At 63.0% G+C, this 19,044-nt stretch carries 15 protein-coding genes; 4 read left to right on the plus strand and 11 right to left on the minus strand.

Features of this window, described 5'->3' with window-relative positions:
* Positions 1 to 51 precede the first annotated feature (51 nt).
* Together BFN03_RS12185 and BFN03_RS12190 are read right to left on the minus strand one after the other, a co-directional pair.
* Positions 52 to 834: a trypsin-like serine protease gene (locus tag BFN03_RS12185; RefSeq protein WP_070379216.1), complete on the minus strand. Its 783-nt coding sequence runs from the start codon at positions 832 to 834 to the stop codon at positions 52 to 54.
* A gap of 53 nt (positions 835 to 887) precedes the next feature.
* Positions 888 to 2,039: an adenylate/guanylate cyclase domain-containing protein gene (locus tag BFN03_RS12190; RefSeq protein ID WP_070379217.1), complete on the minus strand. Its 1,152-nt coding sequence runs from the start codon at positions 2,037 to 2,039 to the stop codon at positions 888 to 890.
* A 141-nt stretch (positions 2,040 to 2,180) separates the two neighbouring features.
* Here BFN03_RS12190 and BFN03_RS12195 point away from each other — a divergent pair, with 141 nt between their 5' ends.
* Together BFN03_RS12195 and BFN03_RS12200 are read left to right on the plus strand one after the other, a co-directional pair.
* On the plus strand, positions 2,181 to 2,744 hold the full coding sequence (locus BFN03_RS12195; RefSeq protein WP_070380872.1) for a TetR/AcrR family transcriptional regulator: 564 nt from the start codon (positions 2,181 to 2,183) through the stop codon (positions 2,742 to 2,744).
* Between the two features lie 4 nt (positions 2,745 to 2,748).
* Positions 2,749 to 3,171, plus strand: a complete 423-nt coding sequence (locus tag BFN03_RS12200; RefSeq protein WP_070379218.1) for a PaaI family thioesterase — start codon at positions 2,749 to 2,751, stop codon at positions 3,169 to 3,171.
* Positions 3,172 to 3,257: 86 nt separating this feature from the next.
* On the opposite strand, the gene BFN03_RS12205 is transcribed toward BFN03_RS12200, so the two are convergent.
* The 3 genes from BFN03_RS12205 to BFN03_RS12215 form a co-directional block, all read right to left on the minus strand.
* Positions 3,258 to 4,799, minus strand: a complete 1,542-nt coding sequence (locus tag BFN03_RS12205) for a DHA2 family efflux MFS transporter permease subunit (RefSeq protein WP_070379219.1) — start codon at positions 4,797 to 4,799, stop codon at positions 3,258 to 3,260.
* Between the two features lie 333 nt (positions 4,800 to 5,132).
* On the minus strand, positions 5,133 to 6,674 hold the full coding sequence (locus BFN03_RS12210; RefSeq protein ID WP_070379220.1) for a DHA2 family efflux MFS transporter permease subunit: 1,542 nt from the start codon (positions 6,672 to 6,674) through the stop codon (positions 5,133 to 5,135).
* Positions 6,640 to 7,074, minus strand: a complete 435-nt coding sequence (locus BFN03_RS12215) for a MarR family winged helix-turn-helix transcriptional regulator (protein ID WP_442971885.1) — start codon at positions 7,072 to 7,074, stop codon at positions 6,640 to 6,642. The genes BFN03_RS12210 and BFN03_RS12215 overlap by 35 nt, the downstream gene beginning before the upstream one ends.
* Positions 7,075 to 7,338: 264 nt before the next feature.
* Here BFN03_RS12215 and BFN03_RS12220 point away from each other — a divergent pair, with 264 nt between their 5' ends.
* Positions 7,339 to 8,166 carry an acyl-[acyl-carrier-protein] thioesterase gene (locus BFN03_RS12220; RefSeq protein WP_070379222.1) on the plus strand — a complete coding sequence of 276 codons (828 nt, stop codon included), beginning with the start codon at positions 7,339 to 7,341 and terminating at the stop codon, positions 8,164 to 8,166.
* A 23-nt stretch (positions 8,167 to 8,189) separates the two neighbouring features.
* Here BFN03_RS12220 and BFN03_RS20215 read toward each other — a convergent pair whose 3' ends face one another.
* Entirely contained in the window at positions 8,190 to 8,432 is a 243-nt protein-coding gene (locus BFN03_RS20215; protein WP_332309174.1) for a DUF1272 domain-containing protein, read from the minus strand.
* Between the two features lie 181 nt (positions 8,433 to 8,613).
* Between BFN03_RS20215 and BFN03_RS12225 the strand changes: the two genes are divergently transcribed.
* The gene (locus BFN03_RS12225) at positions 8,614 to 9,126 is read left to right on the plus strand and encodes a SixA phosphatase family protein (RefSeq protein ID WP_070379223.1); all 513 of its coding nucleotides are present in this window, start codon (positions 8,614 to 8,616) and stop codon (positions 9,124 to 9,126) included.
* Positions 9,127 to 9,131: 5 nt separating this feature from the next.
* Here BFN03_RS12225 and BFN03_RS12230 read toward each other — a convergent pair whose 3' ends face one another.
* The 5 genes from BFN03_RS12230 to BFN03_RS12250 all read right to left on the minus strand — a co-directional run bounded on the left by BFN03_RS12230 (position 9,132) and on the right by BFN03_RS12250 (position 18,942).
* A complete protein-coding gene (locus BFN03_RS12230; protein WP_070379224.1) occupies positions 9,132 to 9,335 on the minus strand; it encodes a hypothetical protein in 204 nt (67 codons plus the stop codon).
* 163 nt (positions 9,336 to 9,498) lie between these two features.
* Positions 9,499 to 13,455 (minus strand): DNA-directed RNA polymerase subunit beta', encoded by a 3,957-nt coding sequence (locus BFN03_RS12235; protein ID WP_070379225.1) that lies wholly within the window; start codon positions 13,453 to 13,455, stop codon positions 9,499 to 9,501.
* Between the two features lie 118 nt (positions 13,456 to 13,573).
* Complete coding sequence (gene rpoB, locus BFN03_RS12240) at positions 13,574 to 17,080, minus strand: DNA-directed RNA polymerase subunit beta (RefSeq protein ID WP_070380873.1); 3,507 nt, start codon at positions 17,078 to 17,080, stop codon at positions 13,574 to 13,576.
* A gap of 365 nt (positions 17,081 to 17,445) precedes the next feature.
* The gene (locus BFN03_RS12245; RefSeq protein WP_070379226.1) at positions 17,446 to 18,327 is read right to left on the minus strand and encodes a hypothetical protein; all 882 of its coding nucleotides are present in this window, start codon (positions 18,325 to 18,327) and stop codon (positions 17,446 to 17,448) included.
* A 57-nt stretch (positions 18,328 to 18,384) separates the two neighbouring features.
* Positions 18,385 to 18,942, minus strand: a complete 558-nt coding sequence (locus BFN03_RS12250) for a hypothetical protein (RefSeq protein WP_070380874.1) — start codon at positions 18,940 to 18,942, stop codon at positions 18,385 to 18,387.
* Positions 18,943 to 19,044 lie beyond the last annotated feature (102 nt).

Below are 19,044 nucleotides of genomic sequence, written 5' to 3' on the forward strand. Positions count from 1 at the left end.
ATCCCGTCACATCCGCGGGACCCCGGCCGCTGAGCAGACGAACGTCCCTGATCAGTCCTGGATCTGAGCTTGAATCCAGTCAACCTGATTGTCGACGCGCGCAGCGGTGTCGAGTTGGTCGTGCGGGCAGGGCGGGCCATCGTTCTCCACACCGACCAAGACGCCCCCGGACAGGCCCGTCGGAATGAAATAGGGTGCGCCCGAGTCGAACAGACATGCGCTCGTCGTCCGCAGCGGGAGCAGGCCTGCCACGTTGACGGTCGTATCCGTCACCTCTCTGACCCTGAATCCTCCGAGTCTCACGTGTTGCGCGGGCATCGGATCGACCGACGAGTGTGCACCCCACCCGTCGATGGCAACCAGGTCACCGACCTCAGGTGGATCGGCTGGAAGTTGGATCGGCTCGATGTCGGTGATCGGCTCCGACAGCTTCGCCAACGCGAGGTCGTTGACGGACGACTGACGGACATCGACGACATCCCTTGTGTAGCCGCCGCCGAACGAGGCGGACGATCCCGTGTCCTGCAACCGAGTCTTCCCGACATGGGCGACTACGTCGTATCGTGGCGGCCCGTCAACCGGGACGCCTGCCCCGTCGTGAAAGCAATGCCCTGCGGAAATGATCCATTGCGGTGCTATGAGGGCACCCGAGCATGCGCTGTCCCGCGTTCCGCCGTCCGGTGTAGGGATTCCGGTCGCTGTGAGCTGGGTATTGAATCCGAATGTCCCGGGGGGTGCGTCGATACCGTGCGCAACCGCTCCCGCAGGGCCGGCCGCACCGACTGACAACGCGAAGAAAAGTGCGGATACCGCCAACGCCTCTAGCCTGTTCACACCGAGCGACGGTACCGAAGGCCTTCACCCCCGGCAATGCCCGAAAACACGCCTCACGCGACGGCTCGCCGTCCGATCTCGAACAGCTCTTGCGGATCGTCGATCCCCTTGAGCTGGTGACTTCCCATGGACTCACCCCAGAACTCGTCGAGGTCGATTTCGTCGTAGAAATCTCCGGTCACGATGACCTCACGCGCCCGTGCGGCCGCGACGATCCTGCTGGCCATGTTGACAGGCCTGCCGAACCAGTCGCCGGCGCTCGGCACCGCAGTTCCCCATGCGATCCCCGCGCGTAGCGGCGGCGGACCTTCCTGACGAGCGGCGTCGACCAGATCCAATGCCGCGTGCGCGAGCGCTGTCGCGTCCGGCGACACCATCATCACAGCATCCCCGATTGTCTTCACAAGCCGCACAGGCGAACTGACGACATCGGTGGCAAGCCGGTCGAGCCGCTCGGCAACCCGCCCGAGATCGGTAGGTGCAACCTGCTCGCCGAGCACCGTGAATCCCACGAGGTCGGCGAAGCACACACCCACCTCCTGAGCTCCGTGTAAATGAAGATCGGAGTCGCGTGCGATCCCGACAGCATCCGACCGCAATTGCTGCCGCAGGCTGGTCGCAAGAATGCGCGCAAGGATGTGCGACTCGAAGTCGGCGAACCTGCGCACCTCCACCGCGAACCGCAACGCGACTTCAGGATGGTCTTTTGCCGACTCGAGCCGATCCTGCAGAAGCGCATCCGCGGCATCGGCAACCGACCAGATGTTGCGGCCGAGCGCCCGGGCGGCCGCGAACAACCCGCTCTCGTCGAGACCCAAACTCCGATACTGTTCGAGTCCGCGCACGAGTTCGAGGTCACTATCGCTGTAGTAGTCGTCATCTCTGGAGACGCCGCGCCCAATCGCCCGGAACCATCGACGAGCGTCCCCGGCGCTCACCCCCGTCTTCCGCGATACCTCCTCGAGGCTGTAGCTGCCCTTGGGCGACAGCGCGTGTTCGAGGAGATGGTGCGCGAGGCGATTGTCTTCGGTGGCCGCCCGCAACTGATCGATCGTCATGCCCTCGGCGACCAGCGTGTCGAGAACGCCGGCCCGCGCCGTCCGGTCCGGGCCGCTGAGCCCGTCGAGCAAGCCTGCCGCCTCGAAGACCTGAAGGCTGTCGGGCTGCGGACCCGGCCGCCGGAGCGAGCGTGGCAAGGGCGACACCAGCCGACCCGGCTGTGGAGTCGGCCAGGTTCTCGAAAGCGGACGATGCACGACCTCATCATCTCAGGATCACTGAGGTCACTCCAGGCTATCTGCGAGAACTCCTTGCAACGTCGGCCGAGACAGAACTATATTCGGTTCATGCCGATTCAGAGTCTGTTACTCGACGCGGCGGAGGGTCACTTCGCGCAGCACGGCGTACTCGGAACTCGACTGGCCGATATTCGCGAAGAAGTCGGTGTCAGCGTCGGCGGGATCTACCACCATTTCCCCAGCAAGAAAGAGCTCTATGCCGAGGTATGGTTGCGCGCCCTGGGCGAGTACCAAGACATGTTCCGGGCCGTGCTCGCCGAGTCCACCGGAGCCCGAGGAGGCATAGAGGGCGTAGTCGCCTCACACCTGGAGTGGGTGGCCGCGAACCCCGACCGAGCCACCATCCTCGTCTCACCCCGCCCTCCCGGCATCAACGAGCGGGCAGCCGAAGGCAACAGAATCTTCTTCCGCACCGTCATGGCGTGGTGGCGGACGCACCAGAACTACGGATCCGTCCGCCGATTGGACTTCGACGTGCTCAATGCGCTGTGGCTCGGCCCGGCGCAGGAGTACTCACGACATTGGCTCGCCGGATCAATTGCCACCGATCCCACCTCCGTCGCGCCAGACCTGGCGCGTGCGGCCTGGAACTCGCTACGTAGCCAGGAGTGAACACATGACAGTCGACGCCGTCTTGACCTCCGACACTGCGCGGGCCGTGCTCGCCGCGCAACCGTTCAGCATGCTCCTCGGTGCGCGGATGACGCACTTCGGAGACGGCCGCACCAGCCTGGAAATTCCGGTGCGGGACGAACTGAGGCAGCAGAACGGGTTCGTGCACGGCGGGGTCCTCTCGTACGCCGCGGACAACGCACTCACCTTCGCGGCGGGGACCATGCTCGGCTCCAACATCATGACGGCCGGCTTCACGATCACCTACTTGCGACCGGCGGATGGGGTTGTACTGCGCGCCGATGCGTGGGCCGACACCGCCACACGGCGGCAGGCGCTGTGCCGCTGCGACATCTACGCCGTACAAGAGAACGGCGAGGAGGTGCTGTGTGCCGCCGCACAGGGCACCGCGATGGCGCGACGGTGACCAATATGCTGCGGCGGCCTCAGCAGCGATGAAACACGTTGGGCGGCTGTAAGAGCCGCCCAACGTGTGAGGAACACCGAGAATGATCAGTGCATCATGGCCGCCGGCGCGTCCTCGGCACCGAGGTTCGGGTTCACCGACTTCTTGCGCGGCAACAGCATCGCAGGGATGAGCGTGAGCAGGATCAGCACGGCCGCCACGACGAACGTGTTGCCGAACGAATCGGCGAGTTCCGAAAAGCCCCTGGCCAACACGTCAGGAGGGGTCTGCGATGCGATTTGCGAAGCTTCCGGTGAATCCCCACGCGACGCGGCCGCCAGCCCTGCCGCTCCGTGACTCAGGATCTGATTCGTCAGTACAACCGACATCACCGCGGTTCCGATCGAGCCGGAGGTCTGCTGCACGATGTTCATCAGCGACGAGCCGCGCGCCACCTGTTCATGAGAAAGCGTCACGATCGCGGCGGTCATCAGCGGCATCATCGTGCAGCCCATGCCCATACCCATCACGAACAGCGCACCCATCAGCAACCATGTCGGGGAATCCGCAGCCACCTGGGTAAAGACACTTAGTCCAATGAAGATCAACGGCAACCCGGTCAGCACGATCTTGCCCGCACCGATCCTGTCGACGAGACGCCCAGCGATCGGCATGGTCAGCATCGCGCCGATACCCTGCGGCGCCATCACAAGACCAGCGGCGAGAGTGGTGTGACCACCGACTTGAATGAAGTAGCTCGGGAACAACAGTCCGGCACCCATGAACGCGACGACGAACATCGATGTGGTGATCACCGCAACGGTCAGCTGCCGATTCTTGAACAGATGCAGGTCGATCAGCGGATGGTCCTTGTTCAGCGCGTGGAACACGAACGCGACGATCAACGCGAGTCCGATCGCACCAGGTACCAGTACCCGCGCGGACGCGACGGTTCCGACCTCGGGGATGGACGACACACCGAACAGGAAAAGCGCCAGGCCGGGTGAGAGCAACAGCATCCCGAGGACGTCGAACGACTCCGAAGGCGACGGCCGATCGGACGGCAGAATCACGAACGCAGCAATAAGGGCGACAACACCGATCGGCAGATTGATCAAGAAGATCCAGTGCCAACTGGCCGCTTCGATCAACCAGCCGCCGAGGATGGGGCCACCGATGGGACCGAGCAGCATCGGAATGCCGAGCACCGCCATGACCCGACCCACCCGGTCCGGGCCCGCAGCCCTCGTCATGATCGTCATACCGAGGGGCATCAGCATTCCGCCGCCAAACCCCTGCAGCACTCGGAAGCCGATCAGCGAGGTGATGTCCCACGCCATACTGCACGCCACGGAACCGACAACGAACAGCACCAACGCCGTCATGTACAGGCGCTTGGTTCCGAAGCGGTCGGCCGCCCACCCAGTCACCGGAATGACGGTGGCCAGCGCGAGGGTGTACCCGGTCATGGTCCATGCGACAGTGGCGTACGTGCTGTCGAAGTCCTGGGCGAACGTAGTGAGCGCGACGCTGACCACAGTCACGTCGAGGATCGACATGATGGCGCCGAGCACTACAACCGATGCGATCTTGAGGACCGTGCCATCGAGTTTGTCGGACGCCGCGGGCGCGGCCTTCGGCAATGTCATCCGCAGTTCTCCTGGTTGAGTTCTCGCAGGGCATCCTCGGTGAGGATCGGTTGTTGTGCTTCGATCAGTCGAGTTCGGTCGGTCTCGAGGAATCAACAAACGCGAACCGTGCAGCTGATCTCGCTTGCGTTCGACGTGCCAAATGGCGCGCCGCAGCCACCGAGAGTCGCATCGTTTCCACGACCTCGGAGAGCGGAATTCGAAGAACAGATCACGCAGTCTTGCCAGGCACCCACAAGTACTAGCGCTCACGCAACTATCGCCTAGGTGCAACTACAGCGCAACCGAATTGTCAGTGATCCAGACCACCCAGCGCGGTAAGAGGGGGCAGGCTCAGTGCATCATGACCGTCGGAGCGCCTTCGGTCTCGACGTCCGGATTCTCCGACTTCTTGCGCGGCAGCAGGAACGCAGGGATAAATGTCAGCAGTATCAGGACCGCCGCGACAACGAATGTGTTGCCGAAGGCGTCGGCGAGTTCTGAGAATGCGTTGGCCAGCACCTCCGGCGGCGTCTGCGCGACGATCTGCGCCGCCTCCGGCGTACCGCCACGCGACGCGGCTGCTAGTCCAGCGGTTTGGTGGCTCAGGATCTGATTCGTCAGCACAACCGACATCACCGCGGCCCCGATCGAGGTCGCTGTCTGCTGCACGATGTTCACCAGCGTCGAACCGCGCGCCACCTGCTCATTGGAAAGTGTCACGAGCGCCGCGGTCATCAGCGGCATCATCGTGCAGCCCATTCCCAGACCCATCACGAACAGCGCACCCATCAGCAACCACGTCGAAGTATCGGCTGCCACCTGAGTGAACACACCCAACCCTACGAGGGTCAGCGGCAGCCCGGTCAGCACGATCTTGCCCGGACCGATCTTGTCCACGAGCCACCCGGCGATCGGCATGGTCAGCATCGCGCCGATACCCTGCGGCGCCATCAGCAGACCGGCGCCAAGTGTGGTGTGCCCACCCACCTGGATGAAGTAGCTCGGGAACAACAGTCCGGCACCCATGAACGCGACGACGAACATCAACATGGTGATCACCGCAACGGTCAGCTGCCGGTCCTTGAACAGATGCAGGTCGATCAGCGGATGGTCCTTGTTCAGCGCGTGGAGTACGAACGCGACGATCAGCGTGAGTCCGATCGCACCGGACACCAACACTCTGGCCGAGGCCACCGTTCCGACATCCGGGATGGACGAAACACCGAACAGGAATGTCGCCAAACCTGGTGAGAGCAGCAGCATTCCGACGAAGTCGAACGATTCCGAAGGCGATGGCTCGTCGGGCTGCAGAATGAAGTATGCGGCCGCCATGGCGACAAGGCCGATGGGCGGGTTGATCAGGAAGATCCAGTGCCAGCTCGCGACCTCGATCAACCAGCCACCGAGGATGGGGCCACCGATGGGACCGAGCAGCACCGGGATGCCGAGCACCGCCATGACCCGACCCACCCGGTCTGGGCCCGCAGCCCTGGTCAGGATCGTCATTCCGAGGGGCATCAGCATGCCGCCGCCAAGCCCCTGAAGAACGCGGAAGCCGATAAGCGAGGTGATGTCCCACGCCATGCTGCATGCCACGGAACCGACGACGAACAACGCCAAAGCCGTCATGTAGAGGCGCTTGGTTCCGAAGCGGTCGGCCGCCCATCCGGTCACCGGAATGACGGCCCCCAGCGCAAGCGTGTAGGCGGTCATCGTCCACGCGACGGTGGCATACGTACTGTTGAATTCTCGCGTGAACGTTGTGAGCGCGACGCTGACCACAGTCACGTCAAGGATCGACATGGTGGCACCGAGTACCACGACGGACGCGATCTTGAGGAGCGTTCCGTCTAGTTTGTCAGGCGCCGCAGGCGCCTCCTTCGGCGATGTCATAGCCTTTCTCCTGATTCAGTTCTCTCAGAGCATTGGCGGCGAGGACAGGTCTCAGCGCCTCGATCAGTCGAGACCGGTCGCCCTCCGGAATCAGCGACGCGAAACGACGCAACTGTTCACGTCTGTATTCGATGTGCCGGGTCGCTGCCGTGTGACCTGCGGCGGACAACGACACCCGCTTGACGCGCCGGTCACGCTCATCCTCCCGGCGGACAACCAGGCCGAGCTTCACGAGTTGATCGATGTTTCGACCTGCCGCAGCCACCGACAGCCCCAGCTGTTCCGCAACCTCGTTGATCGGAAGCGGTTCGCCGCGATGAGCCAACGCGAAGAGGATCCGCACCTGCGTGAAGGTGAGGTCCAGCTCGAAGAGGCTGTCCATCAACTCCCCCTCGTTCATCACCTGAGTGAAGAAATCGTTGAAGAGTTCGAAGAGAAGATCAGCAGTGGCGTCAGACACACTGAAATGCTAGCGCTCATGCAACTATTAGCCAAGTGCAACCATTGTCCAAGTGCAACCATTGCGCATGCAAAACGCTTGCGAGGTGGACGTAATTTTTGACCGATCCGCCAATCTCGAGGACGTGAAGAACTGTTCCCTCCAACAGCCGCCGTCGCATGATGGGAGAATGCGGACGACGCCCACGACAGAAGGAACAGCATCTTGGCACTCGACCGACCACTCGCAGTTCCACCTTCACGCGGTAGATTCTTCGAGGCCTCCTGGCCTGTCCGAACAGGCGATATAGACGCTGCAAAGCGACTGCGCCTCGATGGGATCGCGCGATACCTACAAGATGTCGGGCTGGACAACCTCGAAGCAGCACAAGCGGCCGACAGTCACCCTCTGTGGATCGTCCGGCGGACCGTCATCGACATTGTGCGACCCGCCGTCTGGCCAGAGCGGGTGCATCTTCGTCGCTGGTGCTCTGCGCTATCGACGCGATGGACGAACATGCGGGTGCAGATCGAGGGCGAATCAGGCGCCCTGATCGAGACCGAAGGCTTCTGGATCCACATCAGCCCCGACACCGGAATGCCCACCAGGATTGACGACGAATTCATCGAAAGCCTCGGTGAATCCGCCGACGAGCACAGACTCAAGTGGAAGCGCTGGCTCGTCGAGAACGCTCCCGCCGCCGACGGCGAAGATGTCGAGGACTACGAATTCGTGTTGCGTCGCACCGACATCGACCCATTCGACCACGTCAACAATGCGGTCTACTGGCAAGCCGTGGAGGAGTTGCTCGCAGACCACGAACATCCCGGCGGTGGCCGACTCGTCGACAATCCTCATCGCGCTGTACTCGAGTACCTTGCCCCGATCGTCTCGACCGACAAGATCGTCCTGCGGTTCCGCCGGAACGACACATCGCTGACCGTCTGGTTTCTGGTCGACGATGCCCTGCGGGCGGTTGCCCATGTCGGACTACTGCACACGACATCGCCGATATCACCTGAGTCACCAGATTCGGCGAAGCCGATCAGCTGAGCTCTCGGACCGAGATCAACCGTTCACCGACGGGCTCTGAGAGAGCGGAGGATTCGTGCAGGTGCGCGACGGCTGATCTGCACCGCTCCGGTTGTGCGGCGAGGCCTCGCACACAGCTCTCCTCCGCAATTCGGGCACAGATTGTTCATCTCGGAAGTGCAGGCACTGCAGAATGTGCATTCGTAACTGCAGATCGCGGCATCGGAATCGTTTCGCAGCGGCGCACGGCACGCCTGGCATTCGGTCTTCATGGCCAACATGTTCATCGCCCCCAGATCGTGTCGGTCAGAGTAGACAGCCCGAACGCACGTTTGCTTCGACGCTTCCAGTGCGCCGAACGGTGCATTCGCCCGCCTTCGGGTGTTCGGGTATTCCGTGGAGGAATCTTCGGCAGATCCTAACCCCCGCCCACTCGCGATCGCGGGAAACCTGATCTAGCGTCGACCCATGTCCGCGAATTCCCCGGCACCCGACCGCACCCTGATCTTGATGCGCCATGGCAAGGCGGGGTATTCGGAGAGCGCCACGGATCACGAACGCCCCCTCACGACGCGCGGGCGGAGGGAGGCCGGACTGGCAGGCGAATGGTTGAGGTCGAATCAACCTACGATCGACGCCGTACTGTGTTCGAGCGCGCGCCGCACCCGCGAGACACTCGAGGCCACGCGGATCGACGCCCCCACCCGAGTGGTCGACGGTCTCTACGGCGCATACCCGGGGCGGGTTCTGGAGGAAATCGCTCAGATCGAGCCTGCGGTGCGCACTCTGCTGGTAGTCGGCCATGCTCCGGGGATGCCTCTGACGGCATTGGACCTGGCAGACGACCTCGACACCGGGGCTGCCCGCCTGATACGCGAGAAGTTCCCGACATCGGCACTCGCCGTGCTCACGGTGCCATGTGAATGGGACGAGCTCACCTCGCGTGCGGCATTACTGACCACACTGCACATCCCCAGGTAGCGGCGTCAGAACAACTTCCGTCCGGCGACCGCGACGACTCCGAGCACAATCGCCAGCACAAGTGCCCACCCGAATCCGAGCAGCCACCACACCACGCCGAACACGACCAGCGCCGGCGCCACCGTGATGAGCGCGATCGCGGGACTCTCTCTCACCACCTCGAGTGCCGACTCTGCCTTGACGCGATCGATCCTCTTTCTCTCCGACATCCTGGCCTCCGTTCAACGATTCAGTCATATCGGTCAGGTGTAATCGAGAGTAGTCGTCGCGAAAAAATGTTGGCCCCACCCCCGAAGAGAAAGGGGTGGGGCCAACACGCTTTCGTATATGTGGTCGACGAGCCTCGAGGCCCGTCAACCACACGCAGAGCGCCTACCGGTAATCGTTACTGAACCCGTAGTCGTCCAGCGGAACCGCGGCACCGGTGCCCTGGCCGAAGCCGTCCGGGCTGTAGTACTGATCGTCGTACGACGGAACCGCATACGCGGCAGCGCGGGCCTCCTCGGTCGGCTGAACCTGGATGTTGCGGTAACGGTTGATTCCGGTACCCGCAGGGATCAGCTTTCCGATGATCACGTTCTCCTTGAGACCGATCAGCTTGTCCGAGCGGCAGTTGATCGCCGCATCGGTCAGCACACGAGTGGTCTCCTGGAAGGACGCCGCCGACAACCACGAGTCCGTTGCCAGCGATGCCTTGGTGATACCCATCAGCACCGGACGTCCGGCCGCGGGCTCGCCGCCCTCGGCGACGACGCGACGGTTGGCCGCCTCGAAGTCCGCACGCTCGGTCAGCGAACCGGGCAGGAACTCCGTCGCACCCGAGTCGATGATCGTCACGCGACGCAGCATCTGGCGCACGATGACCTCGATGTGCTTGTCGTGGATCGACACACCCTGGCTCCGGTACACCTCCTGAACCTCGTTGACGAGGTGGATCTGCACCTGACGGGGGCCCATGACACGCAGCACCTCGTGCGGATCGGCAGCACCTTCCATGAGCTGCTGACCGACCTCCACGTGGTCGCCATCCGCCAGCAGGCGCTCGGTGCCGTCTTCGTGCTTGAAGACACGCAGACGCTGACGCTTCGAGAGCTTGTCGTAGACAACCTCCTCGCCGCCGTCGTCCGGGACGATGGTGATCTTGTAGAAGCGATCGCCGTCCTCGAGCTGCACACGACCGGTCACATCGGCGATCGGGGCCTTGCCCTTGGGGACGCGGGCCTCGAACAACTCCTGGACACGCGGCAGACCGCCGGTGATGTCGTCTCCGGCGACACCACCCTGGTGGAACGTACGCATGGTCAGCTGGGTACCGGGCTCACCGATGGACTGCGCGGCCACGATACCGACGGCCTCACCGATGTCGACGAGCTTGCCGGTGGCCATCGAACGGCCGTAGCAGGTGGCACAGACGCCGGTGCCGGTGGTGCAAGTGAGCACCGAGCGGACCTTGACCTGTGTGATGCCCGCTTCGAGCAGCGCGTCGATAGCCGGGTCACCCAGGTCGTGTCCGCGCTCGACGATGACGTTGCCGTCGGCGTCGACCGCATCGGCCGCAAGGGTGCGGGCGTACGTGCTCGTCTCCACGTGGGGATCGCGGATCATCGAGCCATCGGCCTGCTTCTCGGCGATCGTGGTGACGATGCCGCGCTCGGTTCCACAGTCCACCTCGCGGACGATGACGTCCTGTGAGACGTCCACCAGACGACGGGTCAGGTAACCCGAGTCGGCGGTGCGCAGCGCGGTATCGGCCAGACCCTTACGTGCACCATGCGTATTGATGAAGTACTCGAGAACGGTCAGGCCTTCCTTGAAGGAAGACTTGATCGGACGCGGGATGAACTCACCCTTCGGGTTCGTCACCAAGCCCTTCATGCCGGCGAGCGAACGAACCTGAGTCATGTTGCCGGCGGCACCGGACTTCACGATCATCGGGATCGGGTTCTCGTCAGGGAAGTGTGCCTCCATCACCCGCCCGACCTCGTCGGTGGCTTCGGACCAGATCTTGACCAGTGCACTGTTGCGCTCGGTCTTGTTCAGAGCACCACGCTGGTACTTCTTCTCGATCTGATCGGCCTGCTGCTCGAAGGACTCCATGATCTCGGCCTTCTCCGGCGGCACGAGGACGTCGGAGATCGAGACCGTGACGCCCGAACGCGTCGCCCAGTAGAACCCGGCGTCCTTGAGCTTGTCGACGGTCTGCGCGACCACGATCATGGGGTAGCGCTCGGCGAGATCGTTGATGATCGTGGCCTGGCGCTTCTTCGGCATCTGCTCGTTGACGAACGGGTAGTCCGAAGGAAGCAGCTCGTTGAAGAGCACACGACCCAGCGTGGTCTCCGCGGTCCAGCCGTCGCCGTAGTTCCAGCCCTCGGGGAACAGCTCAGCCTCGAGGTCACGGGGCGGGCGCTGCTGCGTGAGCCGCACCTTGATCTTCGCCTGTACATCGAGGGCGCCACGATCGACAGCCATCTGAGCCTCTGCCGGCGAGGAGAACACACCCTGCTCGGCCTCGTCCTTCTTGGGTGCTGCGAGTTCCCCGACGGCGCCTTCGTCCATCCGGGTCAGGTGGTACAGCCCGGTGACCATGTCCAGACGGGGCATGGCGAGCGGCCGACCCGAGGCGGGCGACAGGATGTTGTTCGACGAGAGCATGAGGATGCGAGCCTCTGCCTGCGCCTCGGCGGACAACGGGAGGTGCACGGCCATCTGGTCACCGTCGAAGTCGGCGTTGAAGGCTTCACACACCAGCGGGTGAAGCTGAATGGCCTTGCCTTCGACCAACTGCGGCTCGAACGCCTGGATGCCCAGTCGGTGCAGCGTCGGCGCACGGTTCAGCAGGACGGGGTGCTCGCCGATGACCTCTTCGAGGACGTCCCACACCTGTGCCCGCTGGCGTTCCACCATGCGCTTGGCCGACTTGATGTTCTGCGCGTGGTTCAGGTCCACCAGGCGCTTCATCACGAAAGGCTTGAACAGTTCGAGTGCCATCAGCTTCGGCAGACCACACTGGTGCAGCTTCAGCTGCGGGCCGACGACGATGACGGAACGACCCGAGTAGTCGACACGCTTACCGAGCAGGTTCTGACGGAATCGGCCCTGCTTGCCCTTGAGCAGGTCGCTCAGGGACTTCAGCGGGCGGTTACCGGGCCCGGTGACGGGACGGCCGCGCCGACCGTTGTCGAACAGTGCGTCGACGGACTCCTGCAGCATCCGCTTCTCGTTGTTGACGATGATCTCGGGGGCACCGAGATCGATCAGTCGCTTGAGCCGGTTGTTACGGTTGATCACGCGGCGATACAGGTCGTTCAGGTCCGAGGTGGCGAAGCGACCACCGTCGAGCTGAACCATCGGACGCAGCTCCGGCGGAATCACCGGAACAGCGTTGAGGACCATGCCCGTCGGCGAGTTCTGGTTGGCCTGGAACGCGGCGACGACCTTGAGACGCTTGAGGGCACGAAGCTTCTTCTGCCCCTTGCCGCTGCGGATGGTCTCGCGCAGGGACTCGGCCTCGGCGTCGATGTCGAAGTTCTCCATGAGCTTCTGGATCGACTCGGCGCCCATGGCACCGGTGAAGTACTCGCCGTAGCGATCGACCAACTCGCGGTAGAGAAGCTCGTCGACGATGAGCTGCTTGACACTCAGCTTGGTGAAGGTATTCCAGATCTCTTCGAGACGATCCAGCTCACGCTGAGCACGGTCGCGGATCTGACGCATTTCGCGTTCTCCGCCGTCCTTGACCTTGCGGCGGACGTCGGACTTGGCACCCTCCGCCTCCAGCTCGGCGATGTCAGCCTCGAGCTTCTGAGCGCGAGCCTCGAGGTCCCCGTCGCGCTGATCGGCGATCGTCTTCTTCTCGACCTGCATCTCTGCCTCGAGCGTGGACAGCTCGTTGTGACGCAGTTCCTCGTCGACGCCGACGATGACATACGCGGCGAAGTAGATGATCTTCTCGAGATCCTTCGGCGCGAGGTCCAGCAAGTAGCCGAGACGGCTGGGCACACCCTTGAAGTACCAGATGTGTGTGACCGGGGCAGCCAGTTCGATGTGGCCCATGCGCTCACGCCGAACCTTTGCGCGAGTCACCTCGACGCCGCAGCGTTCACAGATGATGCCCTTGAAGCGGACACGCTTGTACTTTCCGCAGTAGCATTCCCAGTCCCGGGTGGGGCCGAAGATCTTCTCGCAGAAAAGGCCGTCCTTTTCAGGCTTGAGCGTGCGGTAGTTGATGGTCTCCGGCTTCTTGACCTCACCGTAAGACCAGTTGCGGATGTCCTCTGCGCTGGCGAGGCCAATGCGAAGCTCATCGAAGAAGTTGACGTCGAGCACGTAACTTCCTTTCCCCAGAGGGATTGTGGATCAGCGGTGGCCGCCGATTCCTGACTGCCAATTCCAAATGTGGACTACGCCCCCGGGCCGTGATTTCCCACGGCCCGGAGACCACTACCTAATTCGCGAGGTCGTCGACCGTCGCCGCTTCGTTCCTCGACAGGTTGATGCCCAGGTTCGCTGCGGCCCGCTCCAGGTCCTCGTCGTCACCGTCCGCCATCGCGATGGCCGCACCGTCCGAGGACAGCACCTCCACGTTGAGGCAGAGCGACTGGAGCTCCTTGAGGAGCACCTTGAACGACTCGGGGATGCCCGGCTCGGGGATGTTCTCACCCTTGACGATGGCTTCGTACACCTTGACTCGACCCACCACGTCGTCCGACTTGATGGTGAGCAGCTCCTGCAGCGTGTATGCGGCGCCGTAGGCCTGCATCGCCCAGCACTCCATCTCACCGAAGCGCTGGCCACCGAACTGTGCCTTACCGCCGAGCGGCTGCTGGGTGATCATCGAGTACGGACCGGTCGAGCGAGCGTGGATCTTGTCGTCGACCAAGTGGTGCAGCTTGATGATGTACATGTAGCCGACCGACACCGGGTACGGGAACGGCTCGCCGGAACGGCCGTCGAACAACGTCGCCTTTCCGTCGGGCGCGACCATGACCTCGCCGTCGCGGTTCGGCAGCGTCGATCCGAGGAGACCGGTGAGCTCGTCTTCCTTCGCACCGTCGAACACCGGAGTGGCGATGTTGGACTCGGCCGGCGCGGACAGCATCTCCTCGGGCAGGTTCTGCGCCCAGTCCGGACGCGAACCGTCCCCCGCGATCTGCACGTTCCAGCCGGTCTTGCCGATCCAGCCGAGGTGAGTCTCGAGAACCTGACCGATGTTCATACGACGCGGGACACCGTGGGTGTTCAAGATGATGTCGACCGGTGTGCCGTCGGGCAGGAACGGCATGTCCTCCTGCGGGAGGATCTTGCCGATGACGCCCTTGTTTCCGTGACGACCGGCGAGTTTGTCGCCGTCCTGAATCTTGCGCTTCTGCGCCACATAGACACGGACCAACTCGTTGACACCGGGGGGCAGATCGTCTTCGTCGTCCCGCGAGAACACGCGAATGCCGATGACCTTGCCGGTCTCACCGTGGGGAACCTTCAGCGACGTGTCGCGAACCTCGCGAGCCTTCTCGCCGAAGATCGCACGCAACAGTCGCTCCTCCGGGGTCAGCTCGGTCTCGCCCTTCGGCGTGACCTTTCCGACCAGGACGTCACCGTCACGAACCTCGGCACCGATACGGATGATTCCGCGCTCATCGAGGTCGGCGAGGACCTCATCGGAGACGTTCGGGATGTCACGGGTGATCTCCTCGGCACCAAGCTTGGTGTCGCGGGCATCGATCTCGTGCTCCTCGATGTGAATCGAGGTCAGGACGTCCTCTTCCACGAGTCGCTGCGACAGGATGATCGCGTCCTCGTAGTTGTGGCCTTCCCACGGCATGATCGCAACGAGCAGGTTCTTGCCGAGCGCCATCTCACCGTTCTCGGTGCAGGGACCGTCCGCCAGGACCTGCCCGGACTCGACGCGCTGTCCCTCGTCCACGATCGGACGCTGGTTTGCGCAGGTGCCCTGGTTGGAACGCGCAAACTTGCGCATCCGGTAGGTCGTGCGGCTTCCGTCGTCGGCCATGACCGTGACGTAGTCGGCGGAGACCTCTTCCACGACACCGGTCTTGTCGTTGACGATGACGTCGCCCGCATCGACGGCAGCGCGCAACTCCATGCCGGTACCGACCAGAGGCGCCTCGCTGCGAACGAGCGGCACCGCCTGACGCTGCATGTTCGCGCCCATCAAGGCACGGTTGGCGTCGTCGTGCTCGAGGAACGGGATCATCGCGGTCGCGACGGAAACCATCTGGCGAGGAGAGACGTCCATGTAGTCGATGTCCGAGGACGACATGAACTCGACCTCGCCGCCCTTACGGCGAACGAGGATCTTCTCGTCGGTGAAGTGACCGTCGGCGTCGATAACAGAGTTGGCCTGCGCGACGACGTGGCGGTCCTCCTCGTCCGCAGTCAGGTAGTCAACCTGATCGGTGACTCGGCCGTCGACGACTTTGCGGTACGGCGTCTCGATGAAACCGAACGGGTTGACCCGCGCGTACACCGAAAGCGAACCGATCAGGCCGATGTTCGGGCCCTCTGGAGTTTCGATCGGGCACATGCGGCCGTAGTGCGAGGGGTGTACGTCTCGCACTTCGAGGCCGGCGCGCTCACGGGACAGACCACCCGGGCCGAGGGCGGAGAGACGACGCTTGTGCGTCAGCCCCGACAGCGGGTTGTTCTGGTCCATGAACTGCGACAGCTGGGAAGTTCCGAAGAACTCCTTGATCGCGGCCACGACGGGCCGGATGTTGATCAGCGTCTGCGGCGTGATGGCCTCGACGTCCTGCGTGGTCATGCGCTCACGAACCACTCGCTCCATGCGGGACAAGCCCACGCGGATCTGGTTCTGGATGAGTTCACCGACCGTACGCAGACGGCGGTTTCCGAAGTGGTCGATATCGTCGACCTCGACCGGCACCGTGACCCCGCCAGGCGCGGTCATCTCGGTGTCGCCGGCGTGCAAGCGCACCAAGTATTCGATGGTGGCGACGATGTCTTCCTCGGTGAGGGTCGACGCAACGATCGGCTGCCCGGTGTTGAGGCCCAGCTTCTTGTTGATCTTGTAGCGACCCACGCGAGCCAGGTCGTAGCGCTTGTCCTTGAAGAACAGGTTCTCGAGGAGTGTCTGCGCGCTCTCCTTGGTCGGCGGCTCGCCCGGACGCAGCTTGCGGTAGATGTCGAGCAGCGCCTCGTCGGTGCCGGCTGCGTTGTCCTTCTCCAGCGTGGCCATGAGGATCTCGGAGAAACCGAAGCGCTCGGTGATCTGCTCGGTGGTCCAGCCGAGAGCCTTCAGCAGCACGGTCACCGGCTGACGGCGCTTGCGGTCGATGCGGACGCCAACCGTGTCGCGCTTGTCGATGTCGAACTCGAGCCAGGCACCACGGCCCGGGATGACCTTGACGCTGTGCAGGTCCTTCTCGGTAGCTTTGTCGACGGTGTGGTCGAAGTAGACACCCGGGGAACGCACCAGCTGGGAGACCACAACACGCTCGGTGCCGTTGATGATGAACGTGCCCTTGTCGGTCATCATCGGGAAGTCACCCATGAAGACGGTCTGGCTCTTGATCTCACCGGTGTTGTTGTTGATGAACTCTGCGGTGACGAACAACGGCGCCGCGTAGGTCATGTCCTTGTCTTTGCACTCGTCCACCGAGGCCTTGACCTCGTCGAAGCGCGGGTCCGAGAAGGACAGAGACATCGAGCCCGAGAAGTCTTCGATCGGCGAGAGCTCTGCGAGGATGTCTTCGAGGCCACCGGAGACTTCGCTGTCGCCGCGGGCCTCAGCGCGTTCGCGCCAGTTCTGCGCGCCTATCAACCACTCGAAAGAATCGGTTTGTACATCGAGGAGCCCTGGAACTTCGAGGGGTTCGCGAATCTTCGCGAAGGAAACCCTCTTCGGGGCTCCGGGGATTCCGGAAACTGCCTTGGTCTGGCTAGAGACTGCCAAGATGCGTCCTTCCAGCACCTCACGCGGGCCGCCCTTGCTGTTGCGACCGCCGCTGTATCTGCTTCGAATTTCGCCGCTTACAACCCGAACGAAACTCGCCACAGTTGCTGAAGTGTGAAGCATTCGCAGCGTTACGGACGAGGGGTGGACAGGAGGCAGCCAGCGCAACGTCCAAAAGTACACCCAAACTCAGTAGATGTCGAGTCGGGCACCCCAAACAGCACCCAGATAGGGGCGCTCCGCCACGCGGGCAATGCGCGTGTGCACGCATTAGAGTGACGGGTGATCAACGTGGCGTCAAGCGCTAGAGCGCATGTCGTGTGGTTTCCCCACAATCTCAGCGCGTCCCCGGAACCGATCCTCAGCTGCTGACCTCGACGAACTCAGCCGTCGCTGTCGGATATATAGGAAAGCACCCACTTGCCGTCGATCTTCTCCATCTTGATCGAGAGCGGGCTGGCGGCGCTGCCGATTGCCACCGAATCGTCGGTCGCGCTGACGTTCATGTGCGCGAGAAGCTCGGCTCGGTCACCGTCGAGCATCGTGACACCAATGTCGGTGACCGCCGCCTCGGTCGCTGTCCTCGTCTGGATAGCGGCCTGTTTCGTCACCTCTGCTGTCGAATCGAACTCCTCGCGTCTGTCTTCGTCGAGATACTGCCGGGCATTGTCGAAATCCTGGTCGATTGTCTCGTAGTTGTAGGTGTACAGCGCCTCGAGCGCCTCCGTACCTGCCCTGGTCACCTCCGCGGTCGTACCCTGGTCGACCCACGCGGTGTTGGTGATATTCGCTCCCGGTTTGAATGCCGCCACTGCAGCGAACGCACCCAGCACGACCGCCACCGCAGCGAGAATCGCTACGCGTTGCCACGTGATCGCCTTGTTCCTGTTCCCGCTCGGTGCCTCGACCTCGACGGCGGGTGGATTCTCTCGAGTGCCAGTGTCTGATTCGAGGCTCGGAGTCTCGGTCACGCCGGGTGACGTCACCGACTCGGTCGACACCGGCTTCTCGGTCGACACCGGCTTCTCGGTCGACACGGGCTTCTCGGTCGACACCGTTTCGGCTTCGGCGGCTTTCTTCGCCGGGTTCGGCTCACTTACGGGAGCCGGCTCGTTCGTGGGAGCCTGCTCGTTGGCGGGATCTGCCGGTCTTGCAGAAGTTGCCGCACCCGCCACGTTCGGCGTTGCCTTGCGGGTTCCCGCTACGCGGGGGCGCCGACCCCTCGCAGCGCTGCCTGGCAGATTCTTACGAGGCTTGGGAGGCATAATTCACCGCTTTCTCACTAACGCGACTCGCACAGCGGTCACCGCAACACATCCGGTTCACTGACCGCCCGTATCGCCGTCGGGCGCCGTTGCCATATCGCTGGGGGTCGGGTCCACCGGGATCCGACCTTCCTCGAGCGGAATTCGTCCACCAACCGGTTCGACCGATGATGCTCTCCAAACCCCGTCCACGTCCTCGACATCCAGCCGCATCGTCACCTTGACCCTGTTGAACCGGTCCGGCCACGTTGTCGTGACCGCAACGACGACCAGCGCTTTCGCCGTCCCGTCGTCCGTGTTCAGCTCTGTCAAGGTGCCATGAATCAACTCGGCCCTGCTCGACGCCCCTGACTCGCGCATCTGATCGGTAAGCCCGTCGATCGTCGCTTGAAGATCCTGGTTCATCTTCTCGCCCGTGATCGAAGACCTCATGTTCTCGAATGAGCCCTCGATATCAGCGGAATCAACCGTATTGAGATTGATTGCCGCCTGCTGTGCACCTGTCAAGGCTGAATCCCGCGCGGCTGCGATCGGCTTGTCCACGAAGAGCGCGCGTGACCATCCGACGCCGAACCATCCTGCTGCGACAACCGCGATCACCACCAGCACAGTCACCACGCTGAACGAAATATTAAGAGCTGTGTTCTTCCCCGGAGCAGGTTGTCCTGGCTCCGGGTCGGTGGCAATTCGCGTCACGCCAATACCCTACTTATCGTC

Origin of the sequence: Rhodococcus sp. WMMA185, assembly GCF_001767395.1 — a bacterium.
Classification (GTDB): Bacteria; Actinomycetota; Actinomycetes; order Mycobacteriales; family Mycobacteriaceae; genus Rhodococcus_F.